Here is an 18,813-nt window from a genome sequence, read left to right as displayed (position 1 = left end):
AGCCCGCGGCCCGCGCGGCGGTCCGCAGCTACCGGGCCTTCACCTCGGTCCAGATCCGGTCGAAGAGGGGGAGCGCCGCCCCGGCGTCGCGGATGAACTCGAGCTTGGCGCGCACCTCGGGCGGGGGGTAGACGGCGGGGTCGCTGAGCAGCTCGGGGTCGAGGTAGGGCTCCGCCGCCTGCACCGGCGAGGCGTAGTAGTTGTAGTTCGAGATGGCCGCGGCGATCTCGGGTTCCAGGATGAAGTTCAAGAAGGCGTAGGCGAGGTCCGGATGGGGAGCTCCCGCGGGCATGGCCACCGCGTCCATCCAGATCGTGCCCCCTTCCTTGGGGATGACGTAGAGGATGTCGTCGTCCTCCTCCTGGATCTGGAAGATGTCGCCGGAGTAGTTGTGCACCACGACGGCGTCCCCCGCCAGCAGCCGGCTGCGGCCCTCCACGCTGCCGGCGAAGCCCAGGCCGCGGCGCTTGGCGTCGATGAGCAGCTGCTTGGCCTCCTCCAGATGGGCGGGGTCGGTGTCGTTGAGCGAGTAACCCAGGTACTTGAGCGCCGCCCCGATCGTCTCGCGCATCTCGTCGAGCAGCAGGAAGGGGCCCTGGTACTGCGCGGGGTCGAAAAAGACCCCCCAGGAGTCGACAGCGCCCTCCACCTCGCTGGCGCGGTAGGCGATGCCCGTCGTGCCCCACTGGTAGGGGACCGAGTAGCGGTTGCCCGGGTCGTAATCGGGGTTCTGGAACTCGGGATACAGGTTCTTCAGGTTGGGGATGCGGCCGTGGTCGAGCGGCTGGATCAGCCCCGCGCGCGCCATCTCGGCCACGTAGTAGTCGGGGGGAACGACGAGGTCGTACTCGCGGGCCCCGCCGGCCTGCAGCTTGGCCATCATGGCCTCGGGCGCTTCGAAGGTGTCGTAGATGATCCGTACGTCGTAGCGCTTCTCGAACTCGACCAGCACCTCTTCGGGGATGTAGTCGGACCAGTTGAAGATCCTCAGCTCCCCCTTGGCCATACCCACGAGCAACAGCAACGTTCCCAGTCCTGCGATGAGCCTTTTCATCCTCACCTCCTTGCCTGTACCCGCTGGACCGCGATCAGGGCCAGCGTGGTGACCAAGATCATGAGCGTCGAGAGCGCGTGGATTTCGGGCGTGACCCCGCGCTTGACGCTGGAAAAGATGTAGATCGGCAGCGTCGTCGCCCCGGGCCCCGCGGTGAAGAAGGTGATCACGAAGTCGTCGAGGCTGAGGGTGAAGGCCAGCAGTGCCGCCGCCGCGATGCCGGGAGCGATCAGTGGGAAGGTGACCTTCCAGAAGCGGGTCCATCCGGCCGCACCCAGGTCGGCGGCGGCCTCGTCCAGGCTGGGGTCGAGGCCCGCGAGCCGGCTCTTGACGACGAGGGTCACGTAGGCGATCTGGAAGCTGACGTGGCCGAGGATGACCGTGGTCAGCCCCAGGTGCAGGGCACCTGCGGCTTGTTGCACCCAGGCGAAGAAGAGCAGCAGCGAGACGCCCATGACCACGTCGGGGATGACGACGGGGATGTAGAGCAAAAAGAGCAGGCCGCCGCGCCAGGGGAAGCGGTAGCGGGCGAGCCCCAGGGCGAGCAGCGTGCCCAGCACCGTGGAGACGAAGGTCGAGACCGTGGCGACGATCAGGCTGTTCCAGACGTAGGGGTGGATGCGGGTGTGCTCGAGCAGCTGCCGGTACCACTTCAGGGTGAAGCCGTGCCAGCCGACGCCGTACTTGCTCTCGTTGAACGAGAGCACGACGATGACGGCGATCGGCAGGTAGAGGAAGAGTAGCACCAGGACGCCGTGCAGCGTCAGCCAGCGGCGGCCGGTCATACCAGCTCCTCCATGCTGCGCTCCCCCGCCCAGCGGGCGTAGAGCCAGAGCCCCGTGAGCACCACGGCCATCAGCACGAAGGCCGCGGCCGAGCCGAAGGCCCAGTCGCGCGAGGCCCCGAACTGCTGCTGGATTACGTTGCCCACGAGGATCGCCTTGCCCGCGCCGAGCAGGTCGGAGATGACGAAGGTGCCGACCGCGGGGATGAAGACGAGCAGGACACCCGCGATCAGACCGGGCAGCGTCTGGGGAAAGACGGCGTGCCAGAAGCCCCGGAGCCTGCCGGCCCCCAGGTCGTGGGCCGCTTCGAGCAAGGTCCAGTCGATCTTCTCCACCGAGGCGTAGAGCGGCAGGATCAGGAAGGGCAGGTAGGTGTAGATCGTCCCCACGTAGACCGCGGTCCAGCTGGGGTAGAGCAGCAGCGGGTCGAGGCCGAAGTGTCCGAGCAGCGCGTTGAGCACCCCTTTGCGCTGGAAGATCACGATCCAGGCGTAGACGCGGATGAGGAAGTTGGTCCAAAAGGGCAGCACCACCAGCAACAGCAGCAGGTTCTTCCGGGGACTGCCGGCGATGAAGAAGGCGAAGGGGTAGCCGATCACCACCGTGGCCACGGTGGTCACCAAGCCCAGGAGCAGGCTGCGCCCCAGGATCTCCAGGTAGAGCGGGTCGATGCCGTCCGGCCCGAGGCCGAAGAAGCGACGGTAGTTCTCGAGGGTCAGCGGCCCGCTGAGCCAGCCGTGGGGATCTCGCTGCAAGAACGAGGTGTAGAAGATCAGCAGCGTCGGCACCAGGGTGAAGACGAGCAACCAGACCGTGCCCGGCCCCAGGGTGGGCAGGAGGCGCGTCCAGCGGTTCGGCTTATTCATGGATGACGACCAGGTTCTCCTCGGGCAGGTGGACGGCGATGCGCTCGTCGTAGTCGAACTCTTCGTAACCGGGTTCCTGGATGTCCGAGTTGAGGGTGTAGGCGACCAGCTCGAAGCCTCCGGCGTCAAGCAGGTACTGGTTCTCGGCGCCTGTGTAGATGATGTCGTCGACGCGCGCCTCGATGCGGTTCGGCCCCGGTTGGGCACGGCGGCTGAGCCGCACCTTCTCCGGGCGGATCGAGAGGGTGTACCGCCGCCCCGCCTCCAGCTCCTCGGCGACGCGTAGCGGCCCCAGCGGGGTCTCCACCTGGCGCCGGTCCACCGCGTGGGCGGGGATGAGGTTGGAGGTTCCCAGGAACTGGGCGACGAAACGGCTGGCCGGGCGCTCGTACAGCGCCTCCGGCAGACCGAGCTGCTCGACGCGGCCGGCGCGCATCACCGCGATGCGGTCCGACATCACCAGCGCCTCTTCCTGGTCGTGGGTGACGTAGATGAAGGTGAGCCCCAGCTCCTCCTGCAGGTTCATCAGCTCGACCTGCAGCTGCTTGCGCAGCTTGTAGTCGAGCGCACCCAGGGGTTCGTCGAGGAGCAGCACCTCGGGTTCGTTGACCAGGGCGCGCGCGAGCGCGACCCGCTGCTTCTGACCGCCGGAGAGCTCGTGGGGCCGGCGGCGCTCGAGCTCGGCGATGTCGACCAGCTCCAGCGCCCAGCCCACCCGCGCGCGCACCTCGGCGTCGGGAAGCCGTTTCATGCGCAGGCCGAAGGCGATGTTGTCGAAGACGTTCATGTGCGGGAAGAGGGCGTAGTTCTGGAAGACCAGGTTGACCGGCCGGCGGTACGGGGGGACGCCCTGCATGCTGCTCCCGGCGATCTCGACGCGGCCCCGGTCGGGTTCTTCGAACCCCGCAAGGATGCGCAGCAGCGTCGTCTTGCCGCAGCCCGAGGGTCCCAGGAGGCTGAAGAACTCGCCGGCGCGGACCTCGAGGTCCACACCGTCGAGCGCGGTGGTGTGGCGGTCGAAACGTTTGCGCACCCCGGAAAGACGGACGATGGTTTCGCCACCCGGGGTGCGCGTGCGTTTGCCTTTAAAGAGTTTCCGCTGCTCCAACTCTCAGCCCCCTCCGCACTGGAAGTCTAAGCCCCCGGTGGGTGCGGTGCAAGGGCCGGGGGCACGCTCAGCCGTTCGGAATCAGGTCGAAGGGGCGCTGCTTGAGCTGCAGGTCGAAGCCGGTGATCCGGTAGTGCACGCTGCTCGTTCCGGTCGCCGCGATCTTCATGCCCACCCGGAAGCCGTCCTGGGTGATCAGATCCATGCCGGCGTCGCCCTGGACGAGCTCGGCCTCCAGGGTGATCGTGCGGCGCGAGCCGGGATCCAGCTGGAACCCGGCCTCGGCCAGCTTCAGGTCCTCGACGCCGTCGTAGATGTCGGCGCTGTCGGACGCGGGCGCGAGCCGGAACTCGGCGGCGACCTGGAGCGCTCCGCCGCCGGTGTTTTCCACCTCCACGGTCACCCGGACCGCAAAGCCCGCGAGCGCGTCCAGCACCGGCAGCTGGTCCACCAGCTGCCCGCCGTCGGGCGTGAGGGGGTCGCCGTCGGCGTCGGGGACGAAGACCTGCACGCTGCCCGGTACGCTCAGGTTGCCTTCGAGGTCGGCCGCGTCGACGAACGAGAGGACGTCCACGTCGGCGACGAGCAGGGTTCGGGCGCTGCAGCCGGCGAGGGCGAGGAGCAGCAGCGAGAAAAGGAACAGGCGTTTCATCACAACCTCCTAGAACGACAGCCCCAGGCTGGCGGCGAGACCGAAGACCGTCTGCCCGGTGAACGGGGCCGCGTGGCGGGTGAGGGCCAGGTCGGTGCGCACGGGACCGAAGGCGAAGCCCGCCCCCAGCCCCAGCTTGAGGCCGTCTTCGTAGCCGAGGCCGCCGCGGAGGCGTACGATGCCCACGCGGTATTCGGCGCCGAGGTGGCCGCGCACCCGGCCGCCGGCGTAGCCCAGGTCGGCCCCCAGCAGCACCTCGCCCGCCCCCTCGAGCGGCTGCAGGTAGGCGGCGTTGGCGTAGACGTCGGGCTGGAAGCCGCTGACCGTCAGGGTCTCCGGGGCGTCGGAGGTCACGTTCCCGGCGGTGTCGGTGACCCGGCGGTGTCCGTTCCAGCGCTGGTACCCGACGAGGTTCCGCACCCCCAGGCCGTAGCTGCCCTCGGCGTAGTCGAGGGCGACGCCGAGGTCGAGCTGAACTCCGAAGCCCTGGCCGCTTCCGGGGTAGAGGTAGAAGGTGTTCGTCGCGTAGCCCACGGGTCCGGGGGCGCCGGAGGCGTCGGTCGTCGTCTCGGCCGTCACCGCGGCGTCGGCGTAGAGGAGGCCGTAGAAACCCTGCACCTGGGTCCCCAGGTAGAGGCGGCCCTCGAAGCCGGGGATCCGCGGCAGGGCCGTCGCGTAGCCCACGGTGGCGGTGACCCCGCCCTTTACCCGGCCGCGGGCGCTGAGGCGGTAGGTGGTGCTCGGCTGCAGGGCGCCTGCGGCCAGATCGGCGAGGAGCTGATCGTCGGGCTCCAGGCCGAAGCCGCTGGCGTCGAGGAAGGCGCCGGCCGCCAGCCGCAGCCCGGGCACGCCGCTGGGGACGTTGAACTGAAAGAGCGGCGTCGGCAGCGCGGCCGTGGACGTCCCGGAGGACGCGGCGTAGCGCTCGAGGTCGAAGGGGTTGCCCGCGCCGTCGGTGATCTGGACGCCGTCCGCGCTAACGTGGAAGACGATTTCGTCGGGGCTCGCGGGCGGGTTGAGCACGAACTCGCCCAGGTGGGTTGCCTGGTCGTAGAAGGCGAGCAGGTCGAAGCGGTCCTTGAACACCGCCCGGTCGGTGAAGTAGTAGACCGGGCTGACGCTGGGGCGCAGGGCCAGGTTGACGAGCCCCAGGGGCAGGGTGAAGCCGCCGCCGGCCCCGAAGCGGTCGCCCGGGTACGCGGCGTAGGCGGGGTTCAGATCGGCGGCCGCGGGGCCGGGGAGCGTAAGCCCGCCCATGCCCAGGCTGCGCACGTCCTGCGCGGAGGCCAGCCCCAGCACCGCCAGCACCGCGCCCGTCCAGAGAAGTCGCTTCATAAGGGTCCTCCGTGAAGTGGCATCGCCTTCAGCATAGAACGCCGTTGCGGCGGCGGACACCCCCAGGCGAGGGGGCCTAGACCCGGGGGGTGGTCCCGGTGCGCAGGTGGGCCAGGTGGGTGAGGGCCACGGCCAGGGCGTCGGCGGCGTGGCTGCTCGCGGGCGTCTGCTTGAGACCGAGCAGCGCCCGCACCATGAAGGCAACCTGGCGCTTGTCGGCGCGTCCGGTGCCCACGAGGGCGCGTTTGACCTCCATGGGCCCGTACTGGAAGACCTCGAGCCCCGCCTGCCCCGCGGCCAGGAAGACCGCGCCCATGGCCCAGCCCACCTTGTAGGCCAGCTCGTTCTGGCGGTAGAAGAACTGTGCCTCCACCGCCAGCGCCTCGGGGCGGTGGTCGGCGATGGCGGCGCGCACCGCCTCGTAGATCGCGGCCACCCGCGCCGCCGCCGGGTCTCCGTGGCGGGTGCGCACCAGCTCGGCGTGCAGGAAGCGGGCCTGGGCCCCGTCGCCCTCGACGACGCCCAGGCCCAGGTTGCTGATGCCGGGATCGATGCCCAGGACGACCACGGCTCAGGCCACGACACCTTCCAGGTCCAGGTTCGAGTAGACGTTCTGCACGTCGTCCAGGTCTTCCAGGGCTTCGATCATGCGCAGCACCTTCTGCGCCTCCTCTTCGGGCAGCGCCGTGGTGTTCTGTGGGATCATCGTGATCTCGACCGCATCGGGCTTGAAACCGGCCTCCTCGAGGGCGCGCGCCACCGCGTAGACCTCGGTGGGATCGGTGTAGACCTCGAGCACCCCGTCCGACTCCTCGAGATCCAAAGCGCCCGCCTCGATGGCGGCCTCCTGGGCCGCCTCGCCGGTGTCGGGCAGCACGATCAGGCCCTTGCGCTCGAACTGCCAGGCCACCGCGCCGCTGGCGCCGAGCGAGCCGCCGTGCTTGCTGAAGACGTGGCGCACCTCGCCGGCGGTGCGGTTGCGGTTGTCGGTGAGCGCGAAGACGAGCAGGGCGACGCCGCCGGGGGCGTAGCCCTCGTAGACGATCTCTTCGTACTGGGTGGCCCCTTCGCCCTCGCCGCGCAGCTTGGCGAGCAACCGCTCGATGTTGTCGGCGGGCACGTCGTCGCGCTTGGCGGCCTCGATGGCGTTACGCAGCTGCACGTTGCCGGCGGGGTCGGGGCCGCCGCCCGAGCGCGCCGCCGCGGCGATGGCGCGCATGTGCTTGGTGATCAGCTTGCCGCGCTTGGCGTCGTTGGCCGCCTTCTTGCGTTTGATCTGGGCCCACTTGCTATGTCCAGCCATGCATCACCTCGTTTTCCACGCCCATTATAGGGCGCGCGCGTGTTAGCCTGAATCCAGGATGAAAGCCCTCGTCAAGGAAACCCCCGCGCCCGGCCTGACGCTCCGCGAGGTGGACGTGCGCGAGCCCGGACCGGGCGAGATCCTGGTCAAGATCCGCGCGGCATCGATCTGCGGCACCGACCTGCACATCTGGCGCTGGGACCACTGGGCCGCGGGCCGACTACGGCCGCCGGTGATCACCGGGCACGAGTTCACCGGCGTGGTCGAGGCCGTGGGTCCCGGGGTCACCACCCCGCGGGTGGGCGACCACGTAAGCCTGGAGAGCCACGTCGTCTGCCACACCTGCTACCAGTGCCGCACCGGCAAGGGGCACATCTGCCAGAACACCCGCATCCTCGGCGTGGACATCGACGGCGGCTTCGCCGAGTACGCCACCGTGCCCGCCGAGAACGCCTGGGTCAACCCGCACGACCTGCCCTGGGAGATCGCCGCGGTGCTCGAGCCCTTCGGCAACGCGGTCCACACCGTCTACGCGGGCGTGGGGGTCGAGGGCCGCACCGTTCTGGTCACCGGCGCGGGCCCCATCGGCCTGATGGCCATCGCGGTGGCGCGCGCCAGCGGGGCCACCCTGGTGGTGGCCACCGACCTGCAGCCCTACCGCCTCGACTTCGCCCGGCGCATGGGCGCCGACCGGGTGGTGAACGTGCGCGAGGAAGACCCGGTGGAGATCGTGCGCGAGCTTACCGGCGGCCAGGGGGTGGAGGTGCTGCTCGAGTTCTCCGGCAACGAGAAGGCCATCCACCAGGGGCTGCAGGCGCTGATGCCCGGGGGCGAGGCGCGGATCCTGGGCATTCCCTCCGATCCGATCCGCTTCGACCTGGCGGGCGAGCTGGTCATGCGCGGCATCACCGCCGTGGGCATCGCCGGCCGCCGGCTCTACGAGACCTGGTACCAGGGCAGCGGCCTGATCTACAGCGGGCGGGTCGACCTCGAGCCGCTGATCACGCACCGCTTCGCGATGGCGGACTACCGCGAGGCCTTCGAGCTGCTCGAGCGCGGCGAGGGCGTGAAGGCCGTCCTCTACCCGGAAGGCTGAGCCGACTTGCCCGCAGCGGTTCAAACAATTAAACTTATTGCATGAATCCAATACTGGCCGCGCGCGGTGACGCGCGTATTCCAGGAAGGCGAACGGGGTGCGGCCGGCGCGCGCGAAACGGAGCCGGGAAGCGCGGGGTCTAGGAGGCGGGGTGAAGTTCGAGGCCGTCCTCGGGGCCCGCTGCCCCGTATGCGGTGGCGAGCTCGACGCCCCCGGGCTGTGCCGGCGCTGCCGCTCCGAGCTGCACCCGCGGCGCTGGCAGAACCTCGTCTATCTGGGGGGCTACCGCCAGTGGCGCGGGGCGGTGCGGGCGCTGAAGTTCAAGGGCGGGCGGCGGCTGGTCGCTCCCCTGGCCGACGCCCTCGCCGCAGGGGTGCGCGAGGCCGGCTGGTCGCTCGACGCCGTTACCGCGGTCCCCACGACCTGGTGGCGGGCGCTGGTGCGCGGGTACAACCCCGCCGAGCTGCTGGGGCGGCGCATCGCCGAGCGGCTCGGGCTGCCCTTCGTGCGCGCGGTGGCGCGCCGCTACACCCCCAGCCAGACACGCCGGCGCCGCGACGAGCGCGCCCGCATGAAGGCCGGCACCTTCTTCCTGCAGCGCGAGCTCGACCACCGCCGCTGGTTGCTCGTCGACGACGTCTGGACCACCGGCGCCACCTTCCGGGCGGTGGAACGGGCGTTGCGCGCCGGCGGGGCGGAGGCGGTCTACGGCGCGGTGATCGCCGCGCGCCAGGACGGGGACTGGTAAACTGCGGGCAGGGGGAGGGCCATGCCCAAAATCCGCAGGCTGCACACCTTGCTCGAGCACATCGAGGCCGGCCGCTACCGTCTGGGCCCCCACGTCGCCCGGCACATGCTCCAGGAAGGCTTCCTCGAGCGCGACGTGCTCACGGCGCTGCGCTGGGGGCGCGAGCTCGCCGTCTATCCCGAGGACGCGCGCATGCTGGTGCTGGGGTACATGGTCTTCGGAGGCCGCGTCAAGCTGCCGCTGCACGTGGTGCTCGAGTACGCCAAGCCCCGCTGGGTCGACATCGTCACCACCTTCATCCCCGAGCGCCCGCACCGGGTCTACTCGCGCGCCCGGCTGGCCGCGCTGCTGCGCTTCGACGGCGGCCGGGAGGCCGTCGAGTGGGCGGGCGCAGGCGAAAACCGCCCGCCGCGCGAAGCGGCGGGCTAGGGTAGGGAAGGCCGCGGCCGTTACTTCTTGGCGACCTCGAAGCCCGCGTTGATCCAGGCGGTGATGCCGCCCTTGAGGTTCTTGACGTTCTTGTAGCCCAGCACCTTCAGGTAGGTCAGCGCGTACTGCCCGCGCGCCCCCGCCTTGCAGTAGACCAGGATGGGTTTGTTGAGCGGGGGCAGTTCGCTCAGGTGCTGGTCGAGCTCGGTCAGCGGAATCGTGACCGCGCCCGGGATCACGCCGGTCTCGTCCCATTCCTTGGGCGTGCGCACGTCGAGGATGAAGGGGTTTACCTCGTCGATGAAGTCGGCCGCCTTGTCCGGGGTGATGAAGCCCCAGCCCTGGGTGCTGACCTCCTTGATGACCTGCATGACCACCTGGGCGGCCTGGGTGTTGACCACCTGGGTCTGCGCGAAGACGCCCAGCGAGATCAAGCCGATGATGCCGATCCATACCGCTCTCTTCATGACTCACCTCCAGCGATTCTGCTCAGGGGGTTCCTCCCCCTAGAAGCCGTGGACGAACAGCGAGTGCTGGCCCTGCTCCACGATCCAGCTGCGCAGCACGAAGGCGCCCGCGAGCGCGCACGCCCCCGCGAGCGCCGGGGCGCGCCGCGCCAGGAAGGCGGCCAGGAAGAGGAGCCCGCTGCCCAGCAGGAACCAGCCCCAGCCGCGCAGCCACAGCACGAAGGCCAGCCGCGCGTCGGCGCCGCCGCTGGCCAGGGCCACGGGGTAGAGGGCGGCGAGGGCCAGGCTCGCCAGCGCCGCAACCTGCAGCCACGGCGCGGCCTCCTCCGCCGGCCGCAGCCAGACGAGCACGGCCAGCGCCAGCAGCAGCCCGCTCGCGGGGAAGAAGGCGAGGAGCAGGTGGTCCCACAAAGGGCGCGCCGCGTTCGCGGCCAGGGCGTAGCCCGGGTAGGCAAGCACGACGGCGCTGCTGAGGGCGAGCAGGCCCGCCCAGAGGCGCGCCGGCCCCAGCCCCAGCGCGAGCAGCAAAAGCATCAGCGCGCTCGTCGCCAGCCCCCACGCGCCCCACCAGATCGCCGAGGCGGGTTCGAAGCTCAAGAAGAGCCAGACGTGGCTGAAGCGGAAGCGCGCAGGCGACTCGGCCCAGAGCATGAAGAGGTCGAGGACGATGAAAGCCAGCGCCAGCCAGGCGAGGCCGCGTACGGCGTCCGGGCGCCGGATCCCCAGGACCGCGGTGTAGAAGGCCGTACCCCCGGCGAGGGCGACGAGGAGGAAGTGCACCAGCGTCGTCCAGTGCCAGAAGGCTTCGGCTCCGGGAAGGCCGTAGAACGTGGTCATGACTCCACCTCGCTTTCTTGCCGGGCGAGCCCCCGCTTCGAGGGGGTGTTCAGGTAGAGCAGCTTGGGCGCGGTGCCCATCTCCGGCCTGAGCACGTCCACCCGCTCGGCGGCTGCGATCCAGGCGTGGAGCGGGCTTTCGGGGTCGTCCAGGTCGCCGAAGACGCGGCAACCGGTGGGGCAGGTTTCCACGCAGGCGGGGTCTTCGCCCCGGGCGACGCGGTGTTCGCAGAAGGTGCACTTGTCCGCGTACCCCGCCGGGTTCATGAAGCGGGCGTCGTAGGGGCAGGCGGCGATGCAGGCGGCGCAGGCGATGCAGCGCTCAGCGTGCACCAGCACCAGGCCGTCCTTCGTCTGGTGGCTGGCCCCGGTGGGGCAGACGGGCACGCAGGGCGGATGTTCGCAGTGGAGGCACTGCTCGGGGCGGTACTCCACGGTCAGGTCGGGAAAGGTGCCGAGTTCACGCTGGCGGATCCACAAGCGGTTGTGTCCCGGCGGCACCTCGTTTTCCAGGACGCAGGCGGCGGCGCAGGCGGCGCAGCCCACGCAGGCCGCGAGGTCGATGAGCATCGCATAGCGGGCCATCTAGAGCCTCCTTTCACGGGCGAGCTGCCCGATCCGCTTGAGCCGCGGCCGCGCCGCGCCCTTCACGACCTTGACGAAGTTGTTGCGCAGGGCCGCGCCTCCCGAGATGGGGTCGAGGACGTAGCGGGTCTGCAGCGCGTTGTCCGAGGCGCCGCGGCCGTAGGCGAGGCGCAGGCCGCGCCCCTTGTGCCCGAAGCCGTGGACCAGGTAGACGCAGTCATGGCGGATGCGTTCGGTGAGCCGCACCCGAACCGGGCCCTCGCGCACCCCGGCGTCGTTCTCGAGCCAGACGTACTCACCGTGGCGGAGGCCCAGCTTCCGGCCCTCCTCGCGGTGGATCCAGACCTCGTTTTCGGCCTTCAGCTCCATGAGCACCCAGTTGTTCTGGGTCTTGGCGAAGCTGTGCACCGGCGTGCGGCCGTATAGGAGGCGGTAGAAGCCTTCGGGCACCGGCATCGGCGGAGTGTAGTCGGGCAGCGGGTCGAGGCCGTGTTCGGCGAAGGTCTGGGAGTAGAGCTCGATCTTTCCGGACGGGGTCTTGAAGGGGTTGCGGTGGCGGCGCTCCCAGTCCTTCAGGTAGGGCCGGCCCTTTTGAATCAGGGTGCCCTTTTGCTTCAGCTCCTCGAGGCTCGAGCCGATGAGCTGGAGGCGGGTGTCCAGGTATTCCTCGATGTCCTTCCACGGGAAGTATTTCTCCAGTCCCAACCGCAGCCCCAGCTCGCGGGCGATCCACCAGCCCGGCTTGGTGTCCCACAAGGGCTCGACCGCCGGCTGGCGCAGCTCGATGAAGGGAGTCTTGTGGGCGATGGCCGCGAGGTCGTCGTAGCGCTCCAGGTAGGTGCACTCCGGCAGGATCACGTCGGCCCACATCACGTGCTCCTGGGGAAGCACGTCGATGGCGACGTAGAGGTCCAGCTTCTCGAGGGCCTTCTTGGTTCGCGGAACGTTGGGGATGGAGTGGAAGAGGTTGGTGCCGTAGCAGACGAGGCCGCGGATGGGGTAGGGCTCGCCGCTGAGCATCGGCTCGATCAGTTCCTGGATGGCCGTCGTCTTGGCGAAGAACTTGCCCTTGTCGGCCCGCGGCTTGAAGCCCTCGGGCACCTCCTCGGCGCCCCCCGACGAGCCGCTGCAGCCGCCGGCGGCGGGCTCGAGCGGGAAGGGCGGGTGCGGGTACTTCTCCAGGTAGGGGGGCTTGGCCAGGTAGAAGCCCCCGGGCACGCCGTAGTTGCCCAGCAGCGCGTTGAGGATGTAGACCGCGCGCATCCGCTGGGTGTCGTCGCCGTACCAGACGGTGTGGCGCCCCGGCGGCAGCACCGCCCGCGGCTTGGCGGCGGCCATCTCGCGGGCGACGGCGCGGATCGTCTCCGCCGGAATCTCGGTGATCTTTTCGGCCCACTCGGGGGTGTGCTTGTTGCTGTGGACGGCCAGTTCCTCGAAGCCGACAGTGTACTTCTGCACGTAGTCGCGGTCGTAGAGGTCTTCTTTGATGAGGACGTGGATCCAGGCGAGCAGGAGCGCCAGGTCGGTGCCGGGCTTGATGGGCAGCCAGCGGTGGGCCTTGGAGGCGGCGGTGGAGAAGCGCGGGTCCACCACCACCAGCTTCGCCCCGCGCCTCAGGGCTTCGGCGAAGTCCTGGAGCTGGGTGTTGTGGGTGTCCTCGCCGATGTGGTGGCCGATGAGCACGATGTAACGGCTCTCGGTCCAGTCCACCGGCTCGTGGCCGCCGACGGGGCGACCGAAGGTCCACTGGCTGGCGGTCTCGCGCGGGGCGGTGCAGATGCTCACCGCCGGCTTGGCGGCGTTGGGGCTGCCCCAGGCGGCGGGCAGGTACTCCACGAACCAGCTGTCGCCGCTGCCGTGGCCGAACCAGGCGACGGCCTCGGGGCCGTAGCGCTCCTTGATCTTCAGCATCCGCTCGGCGACGTAGTCGAGGGCCTCTTCCCAGCTGGCCTCGCGGTACTTGCCCTCGCCGCGCCTGCTGCCTTCGATGCGGATGAGCGGACGCTTGAGGCGGTCGGGGTCGTAGAGCTGGGCCACGCCCGCCTGGCCGCGCGGGCAGAGGCGGCCGCGCGACTTGGGGTTTTGTTTCTGGCCGTCGATCTTGCGCACCCGGCCACCCTCCACCTTGACGGCGATGCCGCACTTCCAGAAGCAGTTCTCGCAGTAGGAGAAAACGGTCCGCACCTCGCCCGCGTACCACTTTCGCGGCACCGCCCAGGGGGCGCGCAGCGCTGCGGCGCGGCTGCCGAACGCCACGGCGCCCACGCTGGCGGCGCTGAGTTTGAGGAAACGCCTACGATCGAGCTTCATGTTCCGCCTCCAGTGCCTTTTTCAGGAAGGTGCAGATCGTGCCGTAGAAACCGGTGGGGTCTTCCCGGGCCACCACCTCGGCGTAGCGCTCGAGCCAGGGCGCGAGGTAGCCGCGCGCCAGCGTCCGCGCCGCTTTGGGGTCGCTTTCCCCGAGCAGCGCGATCGCCTCGCCCAGGGCCGCCAGGTGGTCGGGCAGGTCGTCCCAGCCCTTCTGGGTCACCAGGCCGTGCTCCGCGTAGAAGCGCTCGAGCGCCTCCTCCGCGCCGCCCATGAGACGTCCGTCGAGGGCGTAGCCGGCATAGGGGGGCGCGGGGAGGCCTTCGGGGTTGGCCACGAAGAGACGGGTGTAGGCCGCCTGCAGCTCGGCCAGCGGAGGGTTGGGCAGCCTGGGCGGCGGCAGCCCGCGGGCGCGGGCCAGCTCTTCTATGGCCGCTTGCAGGCTGCCGCTGGCGAGGTCGCGTTCCAGGGCCTTGCCCGGTGCACGAAACGTCGCCGCGGTGATCAACCCGATCCATTCCATACGGCCTCCTCGCCCTCAGCATGGCCGCGGGAGGCCGCGGCGGGGTCGGAAGCGGACGTACGGTCGCGTCGGAACGGAGCCTACAACGTTTGTCCTAGGAGTTCTTGTTTACGAAGTGGGGTCTTGCAGCAGCCCGTGCTCGCGGGCCCAGCGCGCGATCTCCGCGCGTTTGATGCCCAGCTTGGCGAGCGCGCGGGCCTTGTAGGTCGCCGCGGTCTTGGGGCTGATCCCCAGCGCGGCGGCCACCTCCTTGAGTTCGAGGCCCCGGGCCAGCCCCGCGACGACCGCGCGTTCGCGCCGGGAAAGCACCTCCGGACCCGGCTCGGCGACGTAGCCGGCCAGCCGCGCCGCCAGCTCCGGGTGCAGGTAGCGCTCCCCCCGCTCGAGGGCGGACAGGGCGTCGAGCAGGGCGACGTCGGCGGCGCGCTTGCTGAGGAAGCCGCTGGCCCCGCGCTTGAAGGACTCGCTTACGTAGGCGGGTTCCTCGTGCATCGAGAGGACGAGCACCCGCGCCCGGCGGGCCAGCTGGGGAAGCGCCTCGAGACCCCCGACGCCCGGAAGGTTGAGGTCCAGTACGTAGACGTCGGGGCGCAGCGGGCTGGCCAGCGCGTCCTCCGCGCGGGAAAAATCGCCCACCACCGCGTGGCCGTTGGCTTCCAGCAACAGCCGCAGGCCGGTGCGCACGACCGCGTGGTCCTCAATCAGCGCCACCTGCAAGGGGAACCTCCGCAAGCACCCGGGTGCCCTCGCCCCGGGCGCTGACGATCTGCAGCCGGCCTTCGAGCTGTTCTGCGCGCTCGCGCATGCCTGCGAGCCCCAGCGTGTCCGCGGTCCGTTCCGGGTCGAAGCCTTCGCCGTCGTCGCGCACCTCCAGCACGAGCCGGTTCCCGCGCGGCTCCAGCGTCACCCAGACGTTTTCCGCCTGCGCGTGCCGGGCCACGTTGGTGAGGGCCTCCTGGGCGATCCGGAAGAGCGCGACCTGCCGGGCACGGTCGAGTTTGGGCGGATCGATGCGGGCGTGCACCCGGATCCCGGTGCGGCCGGCGAACTCCTGCAGGTGGCGCCGCAGGGCGCGCTCGAGCCCCAGGTCGTCGAGGGCGGCGGGGCGCAACTCGCGCGAGAGTCGGCGCACCTCGTCGAGCGCCTGCCCCAGCACCTTGCGCACCTCCTCGAGCCGCTCCGGGTCGCTCTTGGCCAGGCGCAGGGCCAGCAACGCCCCGGTGAGGATGCCCCCGACCTCGTCGTGTAGCGCCTGCCCGACCCGCCGCCGTTCTTCCTCCTGGGCGCCCAGCCATTTGCGCAGCAGGCGCACGCGTTCGGCCTCGCGGCGTTCGAACTCGCGCACCAGCGCCGCGTGGTCCAAAGCCAGCGCCGTCAGGTGGCCGACCGCGCCCAGAAAGCAGCCGTCGATGCCCTCGCGCTCTTCGCCCAGGTCCAGGCCGAAGACGCCGCGCACCTCGCCTTCGCGCAGTACCGGAAAGGCGACCAGGCGGCCCTCGCGCACCGGTTCGCGCCGACGCGCCGCCTCCCGGGCCAGCCCTTCGAGCCGCCGCTTGAACGGGCAGATCCCGCGGCAGCCGCGCACCACCTCCAGGGCGGGGCCGTCGGGGCCCACCTGGTAGGCCTCGCCGCAGCGGGCGTCCGTCGCCTCGATGAGGGCTTCGATGCTGCGCTCCAGCACCCTGGCCGGCTCGAACGTCTCGGCCATGGCGGCGGCCACCCGGCTCAGCGCGGCGAGGCGGTGGCCCCCCGGGCAGTCGGCCAGGGCGAGGTCGGTGTCCATACCCCCAGCTTAGCCGGGGGTGGCGCGACGGGTTAGAGACGAAAGAACCGGCGCGCGGCCTCGAGGTCGCGGGCGATCTGCGCCCGCAGCGCCTCCAGGTCTGCGAAGGCGCGCTCGTCGCGCAGCTTCTTGAGGAAGACCAGCCGGAGCTCGTGCCCGTAGAGTTCGCCGCTGAAACCGATGAGGTGGGCCTCGAGCCGCAGGGCGCCTCCCCCCAGGGTGGGCCGCGTGCCGACGTTGACCACCGCGGGGTGCGTCCGTTCGCCGACCCAGGCGCGGGCGGCGAAGACGCCTCGGGGGAGCACCTTGCCCGGGGCGGTTTCGACGTTGGCGGTGGGGAAGCCCAAGCGCCGGCCGAGGCGCTCGCCCTGGCGGACGATGCCGCGGGCACCGTAGGGGCGGCCGAGCAGGTGGCGCGCCGCCTCCACGTCGCCCTGCTCGAGCAGCTCACGGATCCGGGTGCTCTTCACCGGTGCGCCGCCCAGGTCGAGCAGCGGCACGGTCAGCGTCGGGGCTACCGTCTCGAGGTCGGCGGGGCCGCCCGAGCGACCGCGGCCGAAGGCGAAATCCTCGCCGACGACGAGCCGCCGGGCCTCCAGGCGCACGAGGTCGTCCAGGAAGGCGGCCTTGTCGCGGCCGGCGAAGTCCTCGTCGAAGGGCACGGCGAGCGCGAGGTCCACCCCCTGCTCGCGCAGCAGGTCGAGCTTCTCGCTCAGCGTGGAGAGCATCCCCACCCCTCGCATGAAGACCTTCGTCGGGGGATCGAAGGTGTAGACGAGGAGCGGCAGGCGCTCCTGCGCGGCCAGGGCGCGCGCCCTGGCCAGGAGGCTCTGGTGGCCCAGGTGGACCCCGTCGAAGGAGCCCACGGCCACGACCTTGGGGCCCGGGGGGAGGTCGGCCACCTCGGCGGCGATGATCAACGCTCCGCCCCCGTTGCGTAGAGCAAGCCGATCAGCGTGGCGGCGCTGACCTGGACGCTGCCGGCGCACACCCCGGCGAGCACGTCGTCGGGGTCGAGCCAGACGACCTCGAGCTCCTCGTCGGCGTCCGGGGTACCGGCGGCGGGCCGCGGATCGTGGACGCGGAAGAGGTAGGTCTTTTCGTCGGTAAAGCCCGGGCTCACGTAGAACTCCGCGAGGCGCTCGAGCCGGCCGCCCAGCTGCGCCTCCTCGGCGAGTTCGCGCGCCGCGGCCGACTCCGGGCGTTCGCCCGGCTCGATCAGCCCGGCGGGGATCTCCAAAGTGCGCCCGCCCACCGCAGGACGGTACTGCCGCACGAAGAGCACGCCGCGCTCCGGGTCCTGGACCAGCAGGGCGACCGCGTCCTTGTGCTCGACGATCTCCCAGTGCTCGTCCTCGATGGCCAAAGAAAGAATTTTCCCCTGGTAGACGTAGCGCCTCACGCCCCCCAGTATAGGCGGTAGGCTGAACGCATGCTGCTCGAGGGAAAGGTCTGGACCTTTGACGGGAACCCGCCCCGCGACGCCGCGGTGCGGGTCGACGGCGAGCGCGTCGTTGCGGTGGGCGCGGTCGAGGAACTGCGGGCCCGCTACCCCGCCGCCCGTCGGGTCCGCTGCGAATGGATCACGCCGGGGCTGCACGACGCCCACGTGCACCCGTTGCAGTGGGGGCTGGCGCTGGAGGCGCTCGACCTGCGCGGGGTGGACGACCCCGACCGGGTGGCGCGGCTCGTGGCCCGGCGGGCCGCGGCCCTGCCGCCGGGGCGCTGGATCTTGGGCGGCGGCTACGTCTTCGACGGCTACCCGGACCGCCGCCGGCTCGACGAGGCCGCCCCCGACCACCCCGTCTTCCTGCGCTCGCGCGACCTCCACGCCGCCTGGGCGAACCTTCGGGCGCTGCAACGGGCGGGCGTCGACCGCAGCACCCCCGACCCGAAAGGGGGCCGCATCCTGCGCGACGGTTCCGGCGAGCCCACCGGCTACCTGCTGGAACGTGCGGCCGACTTGGTGGCGCAGGCGCTGCCCCCGCCCGGAAAGGACCAGCTCCTCGCGGGCCTCGCCGACCTGGCTCGGCGCGGCTTCGTGGCGGTGCACGCGATGGGCGAGCCCCCCGAGGCCACCGCCTGGATCCGCGAGCTGGACGGGGAGGGGGGGCTGCCCCTGCGGGTCGCCTGGACGCTGCCGGCCGCCCGCCCGGGCGCCTGGGCGCCCGAACGCTCCCCGGGCGGGCTGCACGTCTTCGGGGTCAAGTTCTTCGCCGACGGCGCCCTGACCAGCCGCACCGCCTGGATGCTCGAGCCCTACCCGGAAGGCGGAAGCGGCCTGCCGCTCGACGACCCTCGCGAGGCCGACGAGGCCGTCGCCGAAGTGCTGCGGCGCGGGCTCGCTCCGGTCTGGCACGCGATCGGCACCCGCGCGGTGCGTGAGGTGCTGAACCTGATCGACCGCCTGGAAGCCCGTGGCCTGCCGGCGCGCCGGCGTTTCCGCATCGAGCACGTGCAGCACGTTAGCGACGACGACCTCCCCCGGCTTGCGGGCCTGGCGCTCTCGGTGCAGCCGCAGCACGCCGAAGACGACCGCGCCGCCCTCGGCCGGCTTTACCCCGCTCAGCGGCGGGCGGCCTACCGCTGGGGCGAGTTCGCCACGCTTCCGGGGACGCGGCTGCTGCTGGGCTCCGACGCCCCCGTGGCCGAACCCGACCCCGCGCGCGCTTTGCGGCTGGCGCAGCGGCCGCCGCTGGCCGGAGCGAGGGGGCTGGGTCTGGAGGCGGCGCTGGCGGCCTACGTGCACACCCCGGCCGCGGACCTGGGCTGGACGCGCGAGGACGCCCCCTGGGGGCGGGTGAGAGCGGGCGCGTACGCGGCCCTGACGCTGTGGGAGCGGGGACGTCCGGTGGCGCGGGTGTGGCGCGGAGGTCTGGAGGCGCTGGATTGACCCGGGGGTCAGGGGTCGCCCTTCGTATACTGAAGGAATCGGG

General features: G+C 71.0%; 21 protein-coding genes. 4 read left to right on the top strand and 17 right to left on the bottom strand.

Annotation, left to right across the window (positions count from 1 at the left end; all coding sequences use genetic code 11):
* Positions 1 to 28 precede the first annotated feature (28 nt).
* From HNQ05_RS04340 to HNQ05_RS04305, 8 genes are all read right to left on the bottom strand, one after another.
* Entirely contained in the window at positions 29 to 1,054 is a 1,026-nt protein-coding gene (locus HNQ05_RS04340; protein ID WP_147147625.1) for a polyamine ABC transporter substrate-binding protein, read from the bottom strand.
* Positions 1,055 to 1,056: 2 nt separating this feature from the next.
* Entirely contained in the window at positions 1,057 to 1,839 is a 783-nt protein-coding gene (locus tag HNQ05_RS04335) for an ABC transporter permease (protein WP_147147623.1), read from the bottom strand.
* Complete coding sequence (locus HNQ05_RS04330) at positions 1,836 to 2,705, bottom strand: ABC transporter permease (protein ID WP_147147622.1); 870 nt, start codon at positions 2,703 to 2,705, stop codon at positions 1,836 to 1,838. The genes HNQ05_RS04335 and HNQ05_RS04330 overlap by 4 nt, the downstream gene beginning before the upstream one ends.
* Positions 2,698 to 3,813: an ABC transporter ATP-binding protein gene (locus HNQ05_RS04325; protein WP_147147620.1), complete on the bottom strand. Its 1,116-nt coding sequence runs from the start codon at positions 3,811 to 3,813 to the stop codon at positions 2,698 to 2,700. The genes HNQ05_RS04330 and HNQ05_RS04325 overlap by 8 nt, the downstream gene beginning before the upstream one ends.
* Before the next feature lie 67 nt (positions 3,814 to 3,880).
* Entirely contained in the window at positions 3,881 to 4,465 is a 585-nt protein-coding gene (locus HNQ05_RS04320) for a hypothetical protein (RefSeq protein ID WP_147147618.1), read from the bottom strand.
* A 9-nt stretch (positions 4,466 to 4,474) separates the two neighbouring features.
* Complete coding sequence (locus HNQ05_RS04315; RefSeq protein ID WP_147147616.1) at positions 4,475 to 5,800, bottom strand: hypothetical protein; 1,326 nt, start codon at positions 5,798 to 5,800, stop codon at positions 4,475 to 4,477.
* Positions 5,801 to 5,876: 76 nt separating this feature from the next.
* Positions 5,877 to 6,368, bottom strand: a complete 492-nt coding sequence (ruvC, locus tag HNQ05_RS04310) for a crossover junction endodeoxyribonuclease RuvC (protein WP_147147614.1) — start codon at positions 6,366 to 6,368, stop codon at positions 5,877 to 5,879.
* 3 nt (positions 6,369 to 6,371) lie between these two features.
* Positions 6,372 to 7,103: a YebC/PmpR family DNA-binding transcriptional regulator gene (locus HNQ05_RS04305; RefSeq protein ID WP_013457622.1), complete on the bottom strand. Its 732-nt coding sequence runs from the start codon at positions 7,101 to 7,103 to the stop codon at positions 6,372 to 6,374.
* Between the two features lie 58 nt (positions 7,104 to 7,161).
* On the opposite strand from HNQ05_RS04305, the gene tdh reads away from it, so the two are divergent.
* From tdh to HNQ05_RS04290, 3 genes are all read left to right on the top strand, one after another.
* Positions 7,162 to 8,199, top strand: a complete 1,038-nt coding sequence (gene tdh / locus HNQ05_RS04300; protein WP_147147613.1) for an L-threonine 3-dehydrogenase — start codon at positions 7,162 to 7,164, stop codon at positions 8,197 to 8,199.
* A gap of 151 nt (positions 8,200 to 8,350) precedes the next feature.
* Positions 8,351 to 8,947: a ComF family protein gene (locus HNQ05_RS12315; RefSeq protein WP_147147611.1), complete on the top strand. Its 597-nt coding sequence runs from the start codon at positions 8,351 to 8,353 to the stop codon at positions 8,945 to 8,947.
* A gap of 21 nt (positions 8,948 to 8,968) precedes the next feature.
* A complete protein-coding gene (locus HNQ05_RS04290) occupies positions 8,969 to 9,376 on the top strand; it encodes a DUF4258 domain-containing protein (RefSeq protein WP_147147608.1) in 408 nt (135 codons plus the stop codon).
* Positions 9,377 to 9,396: 20 nt separating this feature from the next.
* Here the strand turns inward: HNQ05_RS04290 and HNQ05_RS04285 are convergent, their stop codons facing one another.
* The 9 genes from HNQ05_RS04285 to HNQ05_RS04245 form a co-directional block, all read right to left on the bottom strand.
* Positions 9,397 to 9,843 carry a rhodanese-like domain-containing protein gene (locus HNQ05_RS04285; RefSeq protein ID WP_147147606.1) on the bottom strand — a complete coding sequence of 149 codons (447 nt, stop codon included), beginning with the start codon at positions 9,841 to 9,843 and terminating at the stop codon, positions 9,397 to 9,399.
* Between the two features lie 39 nt (positions 9,844 to 9,882).
* A complete protein-coding gene (locus HNQ05_RS04280; protein WP_147147604.1) occupies positions 9,883 to 10,680 on the bottom strand; it encodes a polysulfide reductase NrfD family protein in 798 nt (265 codons plus the stop codon).
* Positions 10,677 to 11,264 (bottom strand): 4Fe-4S dicluster domain-containing protein, encoded by a 588-nt coding sequence (locus HNQ05_RS04275; protein ID WP_147147602.1) that lies wholly within the window; start codon positions 11,262 to 11,264, stop codon positions 10,677 to 10,679. Before HNQ05_RS04275 ends, HNQ05_RS04280 begins: the two co-directional genes overlap by 4 nt.
* Positions 11,265 to 13,574, bottom strand: a complete 2,310-nt coding sequence (locus HNQ05_RS04270) for a molybdopterin-dependent oxidoreductase (protein WP_147147600.1) — start codon at positions 13,572 to 13,574, stop codon at positions 11,265 to 11,267.
* A complete protein-coding gene (locus HNQ05_RS04265; protein WP_147147598.1) occupies positions 13,558 to 14,094 on the bottom strand; it encodes a TorD/DmsD family molecular chaperone in 537 nt (178 codons plus the stop codon). Before HNQ05_RS04265 ends, HNQ05_RS04270 begins: the two co-directional genes overlap by 17 nt.
* A 108-nt stretch (positions 14,095 to 14,202) precedes the next feature.
* A complete protein-coding gene (locus HNQ05_RS04260) occupies positions 14,203 to 14,805 on the bottom strand; it encodes a response regulator transcription factor (RefSeq protein ID WP_246104118.1) in 603 nt (200 codons plus the stop codon).
* On the bottom strand, positions 14,792 to 15,877 hold the full coding sequence (locus tag HNQ05_RS04255; protein ID WP_246104117.1) for a GAF domain-containing sensor histidine kinase: 1,086 nt from the start codon (positions 15,875 to 15,877) through the stop codon (positions 14,792 to 14,794). The genes HNQ05_RS04260 and HNQ05_RS04255 overlap by 14 nt, the downstream gene beginning before the upstream one ends.
* A 32-nt stretch (positions 15,878 to 15,909) precedes the next feature.
* The gene (gene ribF / locus HNQ05_RS04250; RefSeq protein WP_183677647.1) at positions 15,910 to 16,794 is read right to left on the bottom strand and encodes a riboflavin biosynthesis protein RibF; all 885 of its coding nucleotides are present in this window, start codon (positions 16,792 to 16,794) and stop codon (positions 15,910 to 15,912) included.
* Entirely contained in the window at positions 16,794 to 17,279 is a 486-nt protein-coding gene (locus tag HNQ05_RS04245) for an NUDIX domain-containing protein (protein WP_147147592.1), read from the bottom strand. The genes ribF and HNQ05_RS04245 overlap by 1 nt, the downstream gene beginning before the upstream one ends.
* Positions 17,280 to 17,309: 30 nt before the next feature.
* Between HNQ05_RS04245 and HNQ05_RS04240 the strand changes: the two genes are divergently transcribed.
* Positions 17,310 to 18,770, top strand: coding sequence for an amidohydrolase (locus HNQ05_RS04240; RefSeq protein WP_147147590.1), 1,461 nt, complete (start codon positions 17,310 to 17,312; stop codon positions 18,768 to 18,770).
* Positions 18,771 to 18,813: the final 43 nt, after the last annotated feature.

Source organism: Oceanithermus desulfurans, from assembly GCF_014201675.1.
GTDB classification, from domain to species: domain Bacteria; phylum Deinococcota; class Deinococci; order Deinococcales; family Marinithermaceae; genus Oceanithermus; species Oceanithermus desulfurans.
This window is presented reverse-complemented; position numbering and strand designations above follow the sequence as displayed.

Excerpts from the sequence above, each read along its gene's own strand:
- HNQ05_RS04315 (WP_147147616.1), bottom strand. The coding sequence starts at position 5,800 with ATGAAGCGACTTCTCTGGACGGGCGCGGTGCTGGCGGTGCTGGGGCTG.
- HNQ05_RS04265 (WP_147147598.1), bottom strand. The coding sequence starts at position 14,094 with ATGGAATGGATCGGGTTGATCACCGCGGCGACGTTTCGTGCACCGGGC.
- HNQ05_RS04340 (WP_147147625.1), bottom strand. The coding sequence starts at position 1,054 with ATGAAAAGGCTCATCGCAGGACTGGGAACGTTGCTGTTGCTCGTGGGT.
- HNQ05_RS04240 (WP_147147590.1), top strand. The coding sequence starts at position 17,310 with ATGCTGCTCGAGGGAAAGGTCTGGACCTTTGACGGGAACCCGCCCCGC.
- HNQ05_RS04285 (WP_147147606.1), bottom strand. The coding sequence starts at position 9,843 with ATGAAGAGAGCGGTATGGATCGGCATCATCGGCTTGATCTCGCTGGGC.
- HNQ05_RS04330 (WP_147147622.1), bottom strand. The coding sequence starts at position 2,705 with ATGAATAAGCCGAACCGCTGGACGCGCCTCCTGCCCACCCTGGGGCCG.
- HNQ05_RS04280 (WP_147147604.1), bottom strand. The coding sequence starts at position 10,680 with ATGACCACGTTCTACGGCCTTCCCGGAGCCGAAGCCTTCTGGCACTGG.
- HNQ05_RS04255 (WP_246104117.1), bottom strand. The coding sequence starts at position 15,877 with ATGGACACCGACCTCGCCCTGGCCGACTGCCCGGGGGGCCACCGCCTC.
- HNQ05_RS04275 (WP_147147602.1), bottom strand. The coding sequence starts at position 11,264 with ATGGCCCGCTATGCGATGCTCATCGACCTCGCGGCCTGCGTGGGCTGC.
- HNQ05_RS04305 (WP_013457622.1), bottom strand. The coding sequence starts at position 7,103 with ATGGCTGGACATAGCAAGTGGGCCCAGATCAAACGCAAGAAGGCGGCC.
- HNQ05_RS04335 (WP_147147623.1), bottom strand. The coding sequence starts at position 1,839 with ATGACCGGCCGCCGCTGGCTGACGCTGCACGGCGTCCTGGTGCTACTC.
- HNQ05_RS04270 (WP_147147600.1), bottom strand. The coding sequence starts at position 13,574 with ATGAAGCTCGATCGTAGGCGTTTCCTCAAACTCAGCGCCGCCAGCGTG.
- HNQ05_RS04320 (WP_147147618.1), bottom strand. The coding sequence starts at position 4,465 with ATGAAACGCCTGTTCCTTTTCTCGCTGCTGCTCCTCGCCCTCGCCGGC.
- HNQ05_RS04290 (WP_147147608.1), top strand. The coding sequence starts at position 8,969 with ATGCCCAAAATCCGCAGGCTGCACACCTTGCTCGAGCACATCGAGGCC.
- tdh (WP_147147613.1), top strand. The coding sequence starts at position 7,162 with ATGAAAGCCCTCGTCAAGGAAACCCCCGCGCCCGGCCTGACGCTCCGC.